The organism is Mucilaginibacter sp. AK015 (assembly GCF_014200785.1).
GTDB lineage: Bacteria > Bacteroidota > Bacteroidia > Sphingobacteriales > Sphingobacteriaceae > Mucilaginibacter.
Map to the genome: position 1 here is coordinate 127,320 of NZ_JACHCV010000003.1, position 17,401 is coordinate 144,720.

The 17,401-nt window shown below is 46.6% G+C and carries 18 protein-coding genes; 9 read left to right on the forward strand and 9 right to left on the reverse strand.

Translation table 11 applies throughout. From position 1 onward, the window contains the following. Positions 1-46: 46 nt before the first annotated feature. The 3 genes from HDC91_RS12845 to HDC91_RS12855 are packed head-to-tail and all read right to left on the reverse strand — an operon-like array spanning position 47 to position 1,811. Positions 47-298, reverse strand: coding sequence for a hypothetical protein (locus HDC91_RS12845; protein WP_162430660.1), 252 nt, complete (start codon positions 296-298; stop codon positions 47-49). A gap of 50 nt (positions 299-348) precedes the next feature. Beyond that, entirely contained in the window at positions 349-1,104 is a 756-nt protein-coding gene (locus tag HDC91_RS12850; RefSeq protein WP_183552774.1) for a DUF4846 domain-containing protein, read from the reverse strand. Further along, entirely contained in the window at positions 1,101-1,811 is a 711-nt protein-coding gene (locus tag HDC91_RS12855; protein WP_183552776.1) for a M23 family metallopeptidase, read from the reverse strand. The genes HDC91_RS12850 and HDC91_RS12855 overlap by 4 nt, the downstream gene beginning before the upstream one ends. A gap of 248 nt (positions 1,812-2,059) precedes the next feature. On the opposite strand from HDC91_RS12855, the gene HDC91_RS12860 reads away from it, so the two are divergent. From HDC91_RS12860 to HDC91_RS12885, 6 genes are all read left to right on the forward strand, one after another. After that, entirely contained in the window at positions 2,060-2,533 is a 474-nt protein-coding gene (locus HDC91_RS12860; RefSeq protein WP_129877731.1) for a ribonuclease H-like YkuK family protein, read from the forward strand. Positions 2,534-2,667: 134 nt separating this feature from the next. Further along, positions 2,668-3,510 (forward strand): sulfurtransferase, encoded by an 843-nt coding sequence (locus HDC91_RS12865; RefSeq protein ID WP_183552777.1) that lies wholly within the window; start codon positions 2,668-2,670, stop codon positions 3,508-3,510. A gap of 50 nt (positions 3,511-3,560) precedes the next feature. Then, positions 3,561-4,028, forward strand: coding sequence for an SRPBCC family protein (locus tag HDC91_RS12870; RefSeq protein ID WP_183552779.1), 468 nt, complete (start codon positions 3,561-3,563; stop codon positions 4,026-4,028). A 189-nt stretch (positions 4,029-4,217) separates the two neighbouring features. After that, positions 4,218-5,852, forward strand: coding sequence for a TldD/PmbA family protein (locus HDC91_RS12875; RefSeq protein WP_183552781.1), 1,635 nt, complete (start codon positions 4,218-4,220; stop codon positions 5,850-5,852). Positions 5,853-5,854: 2 nt separating this feature from the next. After that, entirely contained in the window at positions 5,855-7,192 is a 1,338-nt protein-coding gene (locus HDC91_RS12880) for a TldD/PmbA family protein (RefSeq protein WP_183552783.1), read from the forward strand. Positions 7,193-7,351: 159 nt separating this feature from the next. After that, positions 7,352-7,813: a hypothetical protein gene (locus tag HDC91_RS12885; protein WP_183552785.1), complete on the forward strand. Its 462-nt coding sequence runs from the start codon at positions 7,352-7,354 to the stop codon at positions 7,811-7,813. A gap of 110 nt (positions 7,814-7,923) precedes the next feature. Here the strand turns inward: HDC91_RS12885 and HDC91_RS12890 are convergent, their stop codons facing one another. The 6 genes from HDC91_RS12890 to HDC91_RS12915 form a co-directional block, all read right to left on the reverse strand. Continuing rightward, a complete protein-coding gene (locus HDC91_RS12890) occupies positions 7,924-10,596 on the reverse strand; it encodes a TonB-dependent receptor (RefSeq protein WP_183552788.1) in 2,673 nt (890 codons plus the stop codon). After that, positions 10,593-11,537: a GLPGLI family protein gene (locus tag HDC91_RS12895; protein ID WP_183552790.1), complete on the reverse strand. Its 945-nt coding sequence runs from the start codon at positions 11,535-11,537 to the stop codon at positions 10,593-10,595. Before HDC91_RS12895 ends, HDC91_RS12890 begins: the two co-directional genes overlap by 4 nt. A gap of 202 nt (positions 11,538-11,739) precedes the next feature. Next, the gene (locus HDC91_RS12900; RefSeq protein ID WP_183552792.1) at positions 11,740-12,408 is read right to left on the reverse strand and encodes an RDD family protein; all 669 of its coding nucleotides are present in this window, start codon (positions 12,406-12,408) and stop codon (positions 11,740-11,742) included. A gap of 46 nt (positions 12,409-12,454) precedes the next feature. Beyond that, positions 12,455-13,444 (reverse strand): LiaI-LiaF-like domain-containing protein, encoded by a 990-nt coding sequence (locus HDC91_RS12905; RefSeq protein ID WP_183552794.1) that lies wholly within the window; start codon positions 13,442-13,444, stop codon positions 12,455-12,457. Positions 13,445-13,446: 2 nt separating this feature from the next. Beyond that, positions 13,447-14,052 (reverse strand): PspC domain-containing protein, encoded by a 606-nt coding sequence (locus tag HDC91_RS12910; RefSeq protein ID WP_183552796.1) that lies wholly within the window; start codon positions 14,050-14,052, stop codon positions 13,447-13,449. A 26-nt stretch (positions 14,053-14,078) separates the two neighbouring features. Further along, positions 14,079-14,783: an SDR family oxidoreductase gene (locus HDC91_RS12915; protein WP_183552798.1), complete on the reverse strand. Its 705-nt coding sequence runs from the start codon at positions 14,781-14,783 to the stop codon at positions 14,079-14,081. A 92-nt stretch (positions 14,784-14,875) separates the two neighbouring features. Here HDC91_RS12915 and HDC91_RS12920 point away from each other — a divergent pair, with 92 nt between their 5' ends. From HDC91_RS12920 to HDC91_RS12930, 3 genes are all read left to right on the forward strand, one after another. After that, entirely contained in the window at positions 14,876-15,607 is a 732-nt protein-coding gene (locus tag HDC91_RS12920) for an ABC transporter permease (RefSeq protein WP_162430646.1), read from the forward strand. After that, positions 15,604-16,356: an ABC transporter ATP-binding protein gene (locus HDC91_RS12925; protein WP_183552800.1), complete on the forward strand. Its 753-nt coding sequence runs from the start codon at positions 15,604-15,606 to the stop codon at positions 16,354-16,356. Before HDC91_RS12920 ends, HDC91_RS12925 begins: the two co-directional genes overlap by 4 nt. 149 nt (positions 16,357-16,505) lie before the next feature. After that, entirely contained in the window at positions 16,506-17,393 is an 888-nt protein-coding gene (locus HDC91_RS12930) for a class I SAM-dependent methyltransferase (protein WP_183552802.1), read from the forward strand. The last annotated feature ends 8 nt before the right edge of the window (positions 17,394-17,401 follow it).

Consider the following 17,401-nt stretch of genomic DNA (forward strand, 5'->3'; position numbering starts at 1 on the left):
TCCTCTCCTTTGGAGAGGATTTAGGTGAGGCTTTCCCGAACGCTCGTTATTTAGATTCCAGTCGGCGGGCGTCATCATCTGATGCGTCGGGTTGATCATCAGCGGGCGGGGTCTTAACCGGCGTTACAGGCTGTTCGCGGTTCTCGTAATACTTCGCTACGTTTTCCTGCTCCGGCTCGTCAGCATGGTATTCCTTATCCCTATTTTTCACTACACTTTTGTGGCCTTCATCGTTAGGTCTATCTGTAGGCGTATCAGATGGCGACGGTTTATCGTGGTTGTTTGCAGGTGTTGTCATGATAGCATAACAGGCAAATCAAAAAATTGTTGATTTGCTTTCGCAGCTCATTAAAATCTTTTTAAATATTTAAAATTCACCAATTCGCCATAAGGTATGTCTGCTATCGTATCCAGGCTAAACCATGGCGAGCCGTTTTGCAGCACCTGTATGTTTTGCGCGGGCATAAAGCTTTGCGCCAGCAGAAACTGCTTTTTATGGGCGGCATTCTCGGTAACATCCATCACTATAAAACAATGCCCGGGCGAGCCACCTTTTATAAAAACGTCACCAGCTTTTATATCGTTAGGGTTGGTAACCGGCTTTAATTCGTTTTGCAGCGATAATGTACCGGCATAAGAGAATACCAGGTTCATATACCGTAAAAAGTTAAGGTAGCTATAATCCTTTTTACCACGCAACACCCACCGCTCGTTAACGTAACGATAACCATTTGCATAGTGGATATAATCGCATTTAAAACCACTGGTAAAGTTAAAGGCGATGGCTTTGTAATTTGCCTGTTGGTACAAGTATTCGGCGCGCAGGCGCATTACGGCATCGGCGCATTGCTGGAGGTCTTGTGGACCTATGCTCATATCAATTACTGCGGCGGTATAAGGGTCGGTACGGGCAATACTGCCGGTGTACGTTCTCGTGTGCGTTCCCGCCGGTTTAAGCCGAAGGGTTTGCAGGTAAGCCCCAAAGCTACCCGGAGCAACAGCAACATGGTTATACCCTGCCGATGGCTTAAAGCGGGTGCGCACGTTGTCCGGGGCAAATGCCATGGGTGCAATTAGTAATACCAGGGCTAAGATATTTTTCATTGTGCTGTTGATTTAACCAGTTGCCGGTAAGGGTTAAAAGGCACCGGCAGCCCATCCTTTATATGGAAGGCAGAAAAGTGCAAATGTGTTGGCGAGCGTTTCTTATAAGCGTTAAACCCTGTACGGCCAACCTCGGCAATTTTTTGGCCTTGCTTTACCTCATCGCCGGGTTGCACAAATATGGCGCGGTTATGGGCGTAGTAGGATATAAAACCTTCGGGGTGATACACCCAGATAAATTTACCACCACGCATAGTACTTGCCGGTTGCCATTGGTTAGTACAAGCTATTACAACGCCATCTGTTACAGCTAATACATCAACTGCTTTGCCCGTTTTGTCATCAATACCGTCCTGATCTTTATCATGTATAAAAATATCATGTGCAGGATGCGCGGTGTGTTTATTGCCATCCAAGTAGTTGTAGCCTTTATCGCTGTAGCCATTGCCATTAGTTCCGCCTATCGCATTGGTTTTATAGCCTTGTAAGGGGAATGTCCAAGGCTCAGAGGTACCGGGAGCATGCATCATTTTACTTAACTGGTTAATAAGCGTTTTAAATTGTTTTGCGGCATCTGCCCGTTTAACGGTGCCGTTTAAAACGCGTGAATTAAGTTCATTAATTTTAATGCAGACAGACCTCGTATCCTGCGCGAATAACGGGGACGTAAATAGAACTGCAATAAATAGCAGCAGCAGCTTTTTCATAATTGGTGACTAAATTTAAGGAAAAGCCGGATGGGATGCAATTCTATTAACACAACCTCAATAATAGTCAATGGAGCCATCTAAATACACAACAGAATTAATTTCAAGGCTCGATAGCGCTAACATGTTAATATTCAGCTAAATGTTAACAAATAATTTACTGCGCATTAACGTTTATAAAATAGTTTATCGCTTATTTTTATAGACCTGTAAAAAGGCCGTACTAAAATAACTCTAAAACTATTTTTATGACCTGGAGAAAATTTAGCGGAGAGGTGATCCAAACACCTATACTGGAAGAAGTTGAAGCTGCCATTGAACGGGAAACCAACCTGGGCAATAAACTAAAAGTTTGTATCGGTACAGATTCGCAGGTGAAAGGCTCGGTTACCGATTTTGCCACTGTTATTGTTTTTATTCGCGAACAGCGGGGCGCATTCATGTTCATCCACCAGGAGCGTACCTCGCAAAAAATGAGCATTAAAGAGCGGATGCTTTACGAAGTGCAAAAGTCTATTGACATTGCCTATAAGCTTTGCGACCTGCTTGACCTTTACGATGTGGGTCTTGAAGTACACGCCGACATCAACACCAACCCTATGTTTAAAAGCAACGCGGCCCTGCACGAGGCTATGGGTTATATATTAAGCATGGGCTTTGTATTTAAAGCCAAGCCCGAAGCCTTCGCAAGCTCGTGCTGTGCCAATAAGATGGTGCAGTAGTCATAGAATAAAGATTGGTGATCAGAGATTAGTTATTGGCAATTTTATTTATGCCGGGCTTTTTCTAACTTGCCTTGCGAAGTGATTAAAGAGTGTCGCTAATCTCTAATCACTAATTAACTAATCACTAAAGAATGTCGCCATTAATAGAAATTACCGATCCCCGGGTATTTGACCCGGCTACGATATTGATTGATGTACGCGCAGGGGCTAATGCGCACGAGCGTTACCTTGCCGGGCACCTGCCCAACGCCATTTTTGCCACGTTGGATGATGATCTGGCCGCACACCCTAAAGACCCTGCCTTTGGCGGCCGGCACCCTTTACCATCATTAAAAGATTTTACAGCCACTTTGGGGCGCTGGGGCGTACGGCCCGATAGCCACGTGGTAGTATACGACGATAAAAGCGCAGCGATGGGCGGCGCGCGACTTTGGTGGATGCTGCGATCAATAGGGCATACAAATGTGCAGGTACTTAACGGCGGCTTAAAGGCCGCTACCGATGAAGGTATTGAACTAAGCACAGATGCTTATGAGCCTGTTGCAGCTACGCCTTACCCGGTACCCCCTGCATACCGCAATACGGTAGATATTGAAGAAGTAAAAGCTGCCGCCAAAGCCGACGACCGCATGGTAATCGACGTACGCGAAGGGCAGCGTTACCTGGGCCATACCGAACCGCTTGACCTGGTGGCAGGGCACATACCCGGCGCGGTTAACCTGTTTTACAGTAACAGCCTATCGCCCGAGGGCAAGTACCTCACATCGCAGGCACTGGCTACCCTGTACAATCAAACTTTTGGCGGTGTAAACCCGGCGAATGTTATTGTGCATTGCGGATCGGGCGTTACAGCCTGCCACACCTTGCTGGGCATGGAACACGCGGGTATTACCGGGCCAAAGCTGTATGTAGGATCGTGGAGCGAGTGGAGCCGCCGGGGCCTGCCAATTGCTACGGAAGCGAACGGACTATAATTAATGGAGCTAACCATATAACAATTACCTACCCAGCCTGTTATCCCCTCGTGAAAACATACGCCTTAAAACTAAAACAGCAAATCCCCATCAGTTTAGATGAGGCCTGGGATTTTTTTTCGTCGCCATTGAACCTGGCAAAGATAACGCCGCCTGATATGCGTTTTGTGGTAACATCTGATTACACCGCCGATACCAAAATGTACCCCGGCATGATCATTACCTACAAAATATCACCGATGCTGGGCATCAAACTAAACTGGATGACAGAAATAACCCACGTGCAGGAAGGTAAGTATTTTGTAGACGAGCAACGTTTTGGCCCCTACGCCCTTTGGCACCACCAGCACCACTTTAAAGAAATACCCGGCGGCGTAGAAATGACCGATATCCTCAACTATGCCATCCCCTACGGCGCTATAGGCCGTTTAACCAATAAGCTGCTTGTTGCCGGTAAGATCAGGAAGATATTTGAATACCGTGTAAAGGCGATAGAAGACCTGTTTGGGAAGATGTAACCCCGTGTTATTGCGTAGCGAAGCGTATCAGATCTTAGTTATAAAAGTAGGAAATAAGCTTATTGAGGGATCCCTTTGCACTTGCAAGGCCGGCTTGATTATCTACAAATCGGCATCCGCACATCTAAAACCATATTTGCATATCCGCATATCAAATTATTATATTTAGGCAATAAATACTGACCCATTTTGAAAAGAAAAGATTTCCTTTACCTTACCGGCATGGGCATAAGTGCTTCCATGCTTAGCAGGTTTACCGCGGCTGGCTCGCCCATTGTGCCCGGTACCCGCATGCGCGATGTTGATGTGGCCATAAAAAAGCGCATGAGCGATGTGGCCCTTAATGCCGCCCGCGCTAAAGGCGCCACTTATACCGATGTGCGCCTGGGCCGCTACCTTAACGAGTACGTGGTTACGCGCGACAAAAATATCGAGAATATTGTTGATACCGAAAGCTACGGTATGGGCATACGCGTTATTGCCAACGGCTGCTGGGGCTTTGCCGCTACCGACAGGCTGGATAACGACAGTATTGCACGCGCGGCCGAAACGGCCGTGGCCATTGCTAAAGAAAACTCGCGCCTGCAAACCGAGCCGGTACAACTGGCCCCGCAAAAGGGCTATGGCGAGGTTAGCTGGAAAACGCCTATAGAGCGCAACGCCTTTGAGGTGCCGATGAAAGAGAAAACCGACCTGCTGCTATCGGTTAACGATGCCGCGTTTAAAAACGGCGCCAACTACGTTAACTCGGTACTGTTTATGGTGAACGAGCAAAAGTATTTCGCGTCGACCGATGGCTCGTACATCGACCAGGACATTCACCGCATCTGGCCGGTGTTCGGCGTTACCAAAATTGACGAAAAGAGCGGCAAGTTTGAAACCCGCAGCTCGTTAAGCGCTCCCCGTGGCATGGGCTACGAGTACCTGGTACCGCGCGAAAACGATAAGATAAAAAGCCAGACCACCCTATACCGCGACCGCTACGATATGCTGGAAGACGCCGGCGCGGCTGCCGTGCAGGCCGCCGAAAAGCTGAAGGCGAAAAGTGTTGAGCCGGGTAAGTACGACCTTGTGCTTGACCCAAGCCACCTGTGGCTTACCATCCACGAATCGGTGGGGCATCCGTCCGAGCTAGACCGCGTGCTGGGCTACGAAGCCAACTTTGCGGGTACAAGCTTCCTTACGCTGGATAAATGGAAAACAGGCAAATTTAACTTTGGCAGCAAGCATGTAAACATTGTGGCCGATAAACTGCAGCCGGGTTCGCTTGGCGCTGTTGGTTACGATGACGAGGGCGTGGGCACCAAACAATGGGATATCATCAAGGACGGCATACTGGTAAATTACCAGGCCATCCGCGACCAGGCGCACATTATCGGCTTAAAAGAGTCGCAGGGGTGCTGCTACGCCCAAAGCTGGCGCGATGTGCAGTTTCAGCGAATGCCAAACATATCGTTACAGCCGGGCAAGGAAACGCTTGCACCTGCCGATATGATCAAAAACGTTGAAAAAGGTATTTACATCATCGGCGACAGTTCGTTCTCGATAGATCAGCAGCGTTACAACTTCCAGTTTAGCGGGCAGCTTTATTACGAGATCAAAAACGGCAAAATTGTGGGCATGCTAAACGATGTGGCCTACCAGGCCAATACCCAGGAGTTTTGGAACGCCTGCGCAGCCGTATGCGATAAAAATGATTACCGCTTAGGCGGGTCGTTCTTTGACGGTAAGGGCCAGCCTATGCAGGCCAGCGCGGTATCGCACGGTTCATCAACAGCCCGTTTTAACGGGGTTAACGTAATTAACACAGCAAGAAAAATATAGATATGGCTATTTTAACAGAAGATGAATGCCGCGCGATACTGAAAAAAGCGCTGAGCTATTCAAAAGCCGACGAGTGTGAAATTAACCTTTACGGGTCGGATTCGGCCAACATCAGGTATGCCCGCAATAACGTATCAACCAGCGGCGCTATCGGCAGCACCGGCATGGTTGTATCATCGGCATACGGTAAAAAACTGGGGGTTATCACTTTAAACGAATACACCGACGAGGCCATACAACATGCTGTAAAACGGTCGGAAGAACTGGCGCAGCTGGCACCCGAAAACCCGGAATACATGCCGTTTTTAGGGCCGCAAACCTACGGTCCGGGCGGCAAAACCTTTATACCGGCAACCGCGGCCTTAACACCTGCGCAGCGCACTGCAATGGTTGAGCAAAGCCTTAACATTGCCAAACAAAACAAACTTACCGCGGCAGGCTTTTTGCAAAGCAGCAGTGGGTTTAGTTCGGTCATGAACTCGAAAGGGTTATTCCTTTACGATACCTCAACCAATGTTAACTTTTCGGCAACACTGCGCACAGCAGACGGACAGGGATCTGGCTATGTAACCAAAGATTATAACGATGTAGCTAAGATGGATGCGGTTGGGTTTACCAAAATTGCCGCGCAAAAAGCGGCCGCGTCAACCGGTGCCAAAGCCCTTGAACCGGGTAAGTACACCGTGATACTGGAACCCGCGGCAGGCATTGTACTGCTTGAGCAACTGTACGGCAGCCTTGACGCCCGCAGCGCCGACGAAGGCCGCAGCTTTTTAAGCAAACCGGGCGGCAAAACACGTCTGGGCGAAAAACTGGTTGACGAACGGGTGAACATTTACTCGGACCCGACCAACCCCGAAGTACCATCGAGCCCCTGGGCTGGCGACGGACAGCCATTGCAAAAAATGAGCTGGATAGAAAAAGGTGTGCTAAAGAATGTAAGCTACTCGCGCTATTGGGCGCAAAAAAAAGGCGTAAAGCCTGTCCCCGGCCCTTCTAATATCATCATGGAGGGCGGCACCCAAAGCCTGGAAGAACTGATAAAAAGTACCGAAAAAGGTATTTTGGTTACCCGCCTTTGGTACATAAGGCCTGTTGACCCCCAAACCTTGCTTTATACCGGCCTTACCCGCGATGGTACTTTTTACATCGAGAACGGGCAGATCAAGTTCCCGATAAAGAACTTCAGGTTTAACGAAAGCCCGGTTATTATGCTGAACAACCTGGATGCCCTTGGCAAAGCAGAACGTACTGTAAGCGGCGAAAGCAGCCAGAGCGCCCTGATACCGCCAATGCGGATAAGGGATTTTACGTTCAGCTCGTTGTCTGACGCGGTGTAGTAAGCATGCATAACAAACATCAGTAACATAGTATAGCGATGGATTTTACCCATCGCTATTTTTTTTCCGTTTAATAGTTAAGATCTCCCACAGTTTTCAAATGACCTCGCCAATACTACCGAATGAGAAATAATAATTATCTTTCCTAAAACTTTAAAGATGTCTTTTGCAAACGGCACACTTATTACAACTCCCAACGGCACAACAGCCATAGAACAATTAAAAATCGGCTATACTGTATCGGCATGGACACCTACAGGTGTAATACCAAAAGCCGTTGTACATAGTCTTGGTGAGACGGGCCACCAGTCGCTTACGCTTATGCAGCTTGGTTTCAACGATGTTACCTTGCTGGTTACCCTGGATCAACCTGTTGTACTGGCAGATAACAGCTTAAAAAAAGCCGGGCAGCTTAACCCGAGTACCGACCACCTTATGGGTACAAACGGCCAGCCGGTAGAGTTGACCTCGCTAAATATGGGGATGTATAACCTTGGCATACATTCCATAATTATTGACACGCCGGCCAAAAGCGGCCAACACCTTATTATAGCTAACGGCATTGTTTGCGGCGATTATTTGATGGAAATAATGCCCTCGACTGATAAGGATTATGATTAGCGCTGGATACAAAACCTTGCACCGGGCCAAACGGTAACCGACGGTATAACTTATCTGGCGTTCAAGTCTTCGACAGGTTCATGACTGACAGATTTTACGCATAACCCATTTTACAAATTAAACATCACCTTAGCCAGCAAAAACCTGCCGGGGATGGTGTACGAGCTGCTGGTAAAGGTATTGGCCGACAGGTACAGCGCGCTGTATGTTTTGGTGTTGAACAGGTTTTGTGCGCTCAGTTCAAAATCCAGCTTTAGCTTATCAAACTTGTACTTCATGGATGCGTCGGCAAAAATGTATTTAAGGTCATTGGCCTGCTGCTGGTGCGTATAATAATGGTCGGCAGCAATGCTAAAGAACAAAGTGTTAAGCGGGTTATAATTTACCGATGCCTGTTGTATCAGCCGCTGAAACTTACTGGCGCCTGCCACAGCCGGCGACTTGCTGGTTGTTTCGTCGTAATTTGCCTTATAGCTAAAGTTTACGGTGCTGCTCACCTTGGTATCAGCACCGGCACTAAACGTTGTAGAAATGGTGTTATAAGGCAATATAATATTGTTTTGTATCTGGTTAAGCTTTGTAGTTTGTACCGATACACCAGCGCTAACGGTGGTGCGCAACCCAAAAATATATTTGCTGACGTTGCCGCTGCCCGTCCATGAATCTACATTATTGTTATATGGCAATACAATACGTTGCTGGATGTTATCGGTTAATATGCTCGATGCGATGTTATTGGCATTGATGTGGCTGTACGACGCATTTACACTAAAAAAGAAAAGGGTAATGGCCTTGCGGTAATTAAAGCCCAGCATGGCGTTTTGCGTTTTGCGCTCGGTAAGGTCGGCGTTATTGGCATACAATGAGCGGTAGTTTTTTAGGATATAGCCGTTATAAACATGCTGTATGTTGCCAATATCGTTACGAAAATTATAACCCGCAGAAATATAGTTCTCAACCCCGGTTTGGTATTTAAGCGATACGCGGGGGTTAAAATATAAACGGGTAAGGTCCTTATCCAGTTTATAATAATTATCGTTATAGCTTATCTGCTGCAGGTTTAGCGGCAGCGATATGCTCATTTTTAATTTATCGCCGGGGACATCAAAACCCGCTTCGGCATATGCTTTACGTCGCTGCCAGCTCAGGTTGTTTACAGCGCTGTCTGACAACAGGTTTACCGAATTATCTGCCTGCGTAACATTTAACGCTGATTGCAGGTCCTGCGATTGCAGGCTGAACCCGGCCTTGTAGGTTTGCGTTAAATAATTACCCGGTACTTTATAACTTATGTAATTATTGGTGAACCAAGTGGGTATATCTACCGTTTGGGTTAGCTGCTTATAAGCTAAGCCGTTGTTAAAGATATCCGGATTAAGGCCGGGGTCTATCACCCGGTTTTCGGGCTCTGTGCTTCGGTTAACGTAGCTGTAAAACTCCAGTATCTTGTTGCTTTTACTGGTTTTCATCAGGTTAAACTCGTTGGATAGGTCCATCAGGTTATCCTTAAAAACCTGGTTAACAAAAGTGCCGTTGGTAGTTAGCGCAGAGTAACCGGTATTACGGCTATAATCGGCAATAAAGTTATTGGTAAGGTAATATTTATCGCGGTTAACATTTGCCGATAGCTGGGTATGCAGAATATCCGGGCGGCGGCGGTTGTTCTGTACTTCTGCGTAGCGGATGGTATCGGTTGGCAGATAATACTCGCTAAACCTGGTGTAGTTTTGCTTCTGACTATCGTGCAGGTACGATATATTGGCCTTTAGCTGTACATCGTTTTTCAAATTTACCAGGTTATTCAAATTTAATATACCTGCCTGGTTAAAGAGGTAGCGGTTGCGCGGCAGGTCGGGGTCGCCGGCGGTGCCTAATGACAATACAGTGTTCGGCTTGTCGTTATCAAGCCTTGACAGGTAGCTGGACAGATTGTGCGATACCAGGTCGTAAGCCACATCGTTACCGGTGTTATTGGCCTTTAAGTAATTTATGGCCTTGTATTTATCCTTAAACATCATGGCGTTAAGGTCGGCATAGTATTTATCGGGCAGGCCTGCACCAACGGTCTCCTGGCCAACTAATTGCAGCTTGGCATCCTTTTTTATAGTGAGGTTTAAAGCTACGTCTTCGCTCACTACCTTATCCTTCAGCATTTTTACCGGCTGGTGGTTTTCCATCACCTGCACCTTATCAACCACTCCCTTAGGGATAGAACTTGTGGCTATATTGTATTTATCATCCAGCAGGTTATCGCCGCCAATATACAGGTTGGATATGGCCTTGCCGTTGTAACTGATCTTGCCGTCTTTAGCCACATCAATACCGGGCAGCTTTTTTATCACATCGCCAATTACCCTATCCTGCGGACTGCTAAAATCTGATACCTTATAATCGGTGGTATCTCCATGCACCCGTAAGCGCGGGTTATTATCCTTCACGGTTACAGCCTTTAACTGGTTTACCGAGTGGGCGAGCTTAAAATTGTAGGTTGCGGCAGCATCGGTAACCGGTTTGGCCTGCCTTGAAAACCCTACGCAGCTTACCTCTATAGCCAGGCCGCTTTTGTTTGCATCGGCAGGTATTTGCAGGGTATAATTGCCCTTGTCATCGCTGCTGGTGTAGGCAACGATAAGGTTACTACTGCTTTTAAGATTTATGCTTGCAAACGATATGGCTTTGCCCAGGCTATCAGTAACCGTACCTTTTAGGCTTTGGGCAAAACCCGCGGCAGAGCACAGCATACAGAAAACGAATGCCGCTCCCAGTCTTTTTAATAAACTCATTTCTTTTCGGGCAGTTCTAACGGGTTATTAATTACCGGCCCGCTGGCCACCTGGAACTTCATGTTGGTATTTACCCCCGGTGCTATACGCATTGTTGTACCCGACGCTGCCATTGCGCTTTGCATAAAGGCGGCGGGATCTTTTTTCATGGCCTCTTTCAGTTTGGTAAATTCCTTTTCGGTGGTTTTTATACCGGTTGATGGCAGCGCGATAATACCCGGATCTTCATTGGCATCTTCCATACCTATCATTTTAACAACCATCCCGCCTGATTGTATGGTGCTGCCATCGCCGGCGCCGGGGGCCGGCTTTTCAAGTTTACTGGCATCATCCATTCCGTCAAATTTGAAAACAACCTGTTTGTTGGTATCGTAAGCTTCAACAATCAAACCGGGCAAGCCGTTCAGTTTCCAGGGGCCGCTGTGAAAAGGCAGGTCGGGGCAAAACCAGGCGGTGTAATCGCGGCCGCCGAAATGGCCCGTCGCCTTCTGGCATTTCAGGCCCGAAAAGCTGGCGGTATCGGCACTAATCTTCCAGTTAATAACGGGCAGCGGCTCTTCTATCAGGTAATTATTTACCAGGCGCTCTTTACGTACCAGCTTTTTTTGCGCCGGGTACATAAAGTACTCGTTATTGGTAATTCCCGGTCCGCCGCGTTTAATATTAATATTGCCGCCTGTGCCGGCGTTTGCTTTTATCTGATCGGCAATTTGCTTACGCATCATGGCATCCTGCATTTTACGGTCGTAGCTTTTGTAGACGCTTGCGTTACGGCCTAAAAACAGCACCATGTTTTCTGTATAAGGTTCATTAGGCTTAAGCGTATCGCGCAGGTGCGAGAATTTATAATGAACTATAGCCTGTGTAGTATCGGGCTTTTGTGCATGGGCTGCGAGCGCGGCAGTGCACATGCATAAGATCAGCGTAAATAATTTTTTCATAAACCGTGATATCTTGTAAGAGGTTGATTAATATGATATCACAAATATAACTAACAGATTAGTCAAATTACGAATACTTCGTAGTATTTAACATTTTTTAACTTATTATGGCTGGGAGAGGTTAAGAGTTGTAGATGTTGTAAAGTTAAATGATGTGACCTTGTTAACCCTGATAAGCTTTGATAACCCTTTACAATCAAAATCAACTATCCAGCCTGTCCTTTATTACTACCGTATCGGCCAGCATATCGTGAAGGCATTGTTGTTTTTGGCTAAAAAAACACATCAGGTAACCTATAAAAAAAGTAGCTGTGGACAGGTATTTACCCAGGTTACGGCCTATGGCCTGTGCAGCAGTAATTTGCTCGCCGTAAAGGTCGCATACACGTATCTTCATCAGTTGCTTGCCAAAGGTGCCACGTGTAGGGGCGGCCTCCATTTTAACGTTATAGATGATCTTACCGATGGGTGTTAATGCCACAATGCCCGCGGTAATGCCAATACGTATAATTTTATTTTCGTCGCCGGGCAGGGCAAGCAGCAATATAAGCAAAACAACCAATGCCGCCATAATAAAAGCCGCGAATACGATAAGCCAGTCGATAATGGCGGCAATGGCGCGCTGGTCAAAGCTGCCGAAGTATTGCATGGGTAATGGCTGCCTGTTAAAACCAAAAAGCTGCCTTAATGCAGCAATTTCATGGGCTTCCTTATAGTCGTCCATGGCGGGGGTTTTCACAAAGTCGCCAGGCCTGATTTTACGTGCTTTTAATTCATCTATGCTGAAAGGGCCATGGGGCTTACCATTAATTACCAGCGTATACTGATCGTTAGCGGTTGGGTATAAAGCATTATTGCCGGATGGTTGCATAGTTTTCAAATTTAAACAATAGCATCCCCATCCGGCAATAAAACAATTAATATTTCACTACTTTAAAATCAGACACGCCGCCTTTAAGGTGTATAAAAATCTTATTAGTAGCCGCGCCAAAACCTTGTGTTTCGTATACGTTATCGCCTTTTTTATCAAACCCATTAAACTCGCTTGATGATAAGCCCGAGTTTGTGGTAATACGGCAGGCGGCGTTTGCAGGCACTTTTATTTCCACTTCGGATACGCCTGTTGAAACCTCTACGTTGGTGTTTGCCACCGGCTGCCCAAGCTTTACATGGAATGATGCCGCGCCGCCGTTGATTACAAAATTGCGTACTTTAAATGGCGACATGTCGAAATCCAGTTCGGTTGCGCCGGCCTTTACATTAATGTCCCATACCGGGTTTACATTCAGTTTAATGGCTGCCGAATTGCCGTTATCGCTATCCCATTGGATATGACCTTTTTTGTCCTTCATATGCAGGGTAAGCACCGGTACGTTACCTTCCATTGTGTGGGTGTATATGTACCTGTTGTAGCGTTCTTTAGTTACTGCCGAAAACAACTCACTGGTCGTATCCTTTAGCGTGTAAAGCGTACCGCCGCCGCTTATATTCAGTTTGGCAGCGGTGGTACCGGGTGTAAAAGGTTCGGTATAAGTGCTGCTGCCTTCAACCTTAACAACGCCTTTGCTGTCGGTGGTATCATCGTCGTCATCATCGTCGTAGTCGCCATTATCTTTGTACCAGCCCTTGTCGTTAAAATGCCAGTTATTGCTAAACGGATAAAACCGGCTTGTAGGCACAAACAATATCAGCGCGAAGCCTAACAGCACAACGCCGATTTTTACGGCGAGCGCCCAGTTACTGCGGTTGTTGGCAAACACCAGGTTTACGCCGCCCATGATCAAAAATATCGGCCAAAAGCGCCACAAGCTGGCCCAATGAAAGTTGATCACATGATAATTATCTAACAGGAACGTGGTTCCTAACAGCACCAGGATAAGGCCCGGTATAATTTTATCGCTTTTCATGGTTATACGGTTGTAGGGTTATCGTTTGATTGTTCGTCGGTTGCTTCAGCCTTGGTTTCGGCGGTAAAATCAGCCTCCTTTTTTTCGGCATGCCAGCCTTCTTTTTCCCAGGGCTGTTTTTTACTGCCAAACAACAGGGTAGCGCCAATGGCTACCAGTATTACCGGCCATAATTTTTCAAAGTCCCAGTCGGGGATAATGTCAAACTCATCCAGCAAAAATATGGCGCCGAGGCCTATCAAGATCATCCCGAACACTACACCCACGTTTGATGACTTTTTTGGTGTATACGGTACAAATGGCTGCCCGGGTATTGGTGGCGGGGGTACGGTATAATCTACATGTACATCTCTGAAACCATGGCCGTAATTGGGGTTATACCCGGGTGTTACGCCCGGCTTAAAGGTTGGGTCGTTGTAGTTGAACGGACGCTTTGGCAGTACTATCCACAGCACAATGTATGGCAGTATGCCAACGCCTTTTAAAAACACGGCCAATACGAATACTACCCGTACAACCGATACGTCTACATTAAAATACTCCGCTAAGCCTGCGCAAACGCCACCTACTGTTTTGTGGCGCTCGTCTCTGTAAAGTTTCTTTTCCATTATCTTTTAGTTTAAGTGCTTGGTTATTATATCTGGCCCGATGCAGGTTTTATGATCAGTTCATCAACATTTGCCCCGGCGCTCATATTCAATATGTTTACAATTGCCGATGCTACATCTCCGGGCAGTACCATTTTGGTTTCATCAACCTCCATCCCCTTCCACGAGTCTGTTAACGTCGACCCCGGGATCACTGCTGTTACCTTTACACCATGTTTCTGCATCTCGAGCCTCATTACCTTATTAAGACCTAAAAGTGCATATTTAGTTACACTATACACACCCGCCTCCGCTATAGGGTTTATAGCCGCTACCGAGCATATATTGAATATATGCCCTTTACCGACAGAAACCATACTTTTACCGAAGAAACGGTATAGTTCGTAGGCGGGCATCAGGTTAGTGTCTATCTGTTTTTGGAAAGAATCTTCGCTGTCTTTAAGTATAGAAACATGCCTGTACATGCCCACATTATTTACAATAATATCGACGAAACCCAGCTTTTTCTCGGTGAATTCGGCAAAATTTCGCAGTTCATCGCGTTTACTGCAGTCGGTTACCATGGTCACTACCGTAATTTGCGGGTTAATATTTTCAAGCTCCTGTTTAAAATCTGTTAAATCTTGCTCGTTCCGAGAACAAATTGACAGGTTTATTCCTTGTTTAGCAAAAGCGATGGCAACGGCACGGCCAATGCCTTTTGTTGCGGCGGTAATAAGGGCGTTTTTCATATATAAATATCCAATTTATTTTGAACGATTTGGAACCGCCAATATAGCTTAATATTAAAAAATGTATTTTTAACCGGATTTCACAGTTTCAAATGTTTCAAAGCTTAGGAAAATATATACTCTTATTACGTTTAAGTTTTAAAAAACCCGAAAAGTTCAGTGTTTACTGGGGCGAGGTTATGCGCGAAATGGTATCGGTGGGCATTGGCTCGCTGGGTATCATCAGCATCATTTCGTTATTTATAGGCGCTGCAACCACCATTCAGGTCGCCTTCCAGCTATCGAGCCCGCTGGTGCCCCGCAGTATTGCGGGCAGCATCTCGCGCGACTCCAATATCCTGGAATTTAGCCCCACTATTTCGTCGCTGGTACTGGCAGGCCGCGTAGGTTCAAACTTCGCATCAAACATTGGCACCATGCGGGTAACCGAGCAGATAGATGCACTGGAGATAATGGGTGTTAACGCGCCGGGCTATTTAATATCGCCTAAAATCATAGCCAGTATAACCATGGTGCCCGTACTGGTAATTATTGCCATATGCCTGGGTATTACCGGCGGTTATATAGCCTGTATCATTACCGGTGATATTACCCCTGCTGATTACCTGATGGGTGTAAATGAAGGTTTTGACGGGCTTACCGTTAGGGTGGCATTGGTTAAGGCGTTTGTTTTCGGGTTCATCATAGCATCTATTTGCTCGTATCAGGGCTTTTACACCAAGGGCGGTGCGCTTGAGGTGGGCCAGTCGGCAACTGCGGGTGTGGTTTACAGTTGTGTTTGGATCCTATTTGCTGACCTTATGATCACCAGTTTAATGCTATGATCGAAATTAAAGATATCTATAAAACTTTTGGCGATAACGAGGTGCTTAAGGGCATCAGCGCCACTTTCCAAACCGGCAAAAACAACCTGATCATAGGCGGCTCGGGGTCGGGTAAAACCACCCTGCTGAAATGTATTGTGGGCCTGCACGAACCCACAAAAGGCGAAGTATTTTTTGAGGGCGACAATTTTACCGAGATGAATTTTACCGAGCGTGTGCCCATACGCACGCAAATAGGCATGCTTTTCCAGAACTCTGCTCTATTTGATAGTATGACGGTTGAGGAGAATATCATGTTCCCGCTAAACCTGTTCACCGATCAATCGATAGCTGAAAAACGCGACCGCGCGAATTTTTGCCTGGAGCGGGTGAACCTAAAGGATACGAACAAACTTTACCCGGCTGAACTATCGGGCGGGATGAAAAAACGTGTAGGGATTGCCCGGGCCATATCCATGCAGCCAAAATTTTTGTTTGTGGACGAGCCAAACTCTGGCCTCGACCCAAAAACTTCTATCCTGATAGATGAACTGATAGACGACCTTACCAAAGAGTATGACATGACCACCGTTGTTGTAACCCACGATATGAACTCGGTAATGGGCATAGGCGACCACATCATCTTTTTACACCAGGGCCAGAAATGGTGGGAAGGCAGCAACAAGGAAATTGCCAAGACCGATAATAAAGAGCTGAACGAGTTTGTATTTGCCAGTAAGTTTATGCAGGCGGCTAAGGACAAGCTGTAGCTTCAGTCGGGAAGTCTGATCTCCCTAAGTCCGCAAGAAGGAAAGCTCAATTAGATTGTGTAAATTTGCGGCTTTATATTGTTCTGACAATTAACTATTAAAACACTTCCGGACTTTCGGTCTTTACCGACTTTCGGACTCAAAAAAACATGATCCAACTGCTTACCCCTACCCACTGGAAAGATTACGAGCTGATAGATTGCGGTGACTTTGAAAAACTGGAAAGGTTTGGCAATACCATACTGATACGCCCCGAGCCCCAGGCTGTTTGGAGCAAAGCCTTAAGCAACGCCGAGTGGCAACGCTTGCACCATATAAAATTTAAGGGCCGCAGCGCAACCGCGGGCGACTGGATAAAGAAAGACCAAAAAACACCCGATCGCTGGCACATCGAATATAAAAACAATGATGTAGCCATCAAATTTCGCCTGGGCTTAACCTCGTTTAAGCACCTGGGCATCTTTCCGGAACAGGCCGTTAACTGGGACTACATATCAGGTAACATCAAAAAATTTAAAACTACGACACCCAGGGTACTTAACCTGTTTGCCTATACGGGTGGCGCATCGCTGATTGCCAAAGCCGCGGGCGCCGATACCACGCATGTGGATTCGATAAAACAAGTGGTTACCTGGGCAAACGAGAACCAGGAATTGTCGGGATTAAAGGATATACGCTGGATGGTTGAGGATGCCCTTAAATTTGTGAAACGCGAGGTAAAACGCGGTAAAACCTACAACGGCATTATATTGGACCCACCAGCTTATGGTAACGGCCCTAACGGCGAAAAATGGAAGTTGGAGGATAACATCAACGAAATGATGAGCGATGTGATACAACTGCTCGACCCCGATGAACATTTCCTGATCCTGAATACCTACTCGCTTGGCTTCTCATCGGTGATCATCGAAAACCTGATCAAAAACGCGTATCCAAAAGTGCAAAATCTCGAAATTGGCGAGCTTTACCTGCAAGCTACTGCGGGCCCTAAATTACCATTAGGGGTATTCGGAAAATTTTATAAAAATAAAAGCTAAGGTCCTAT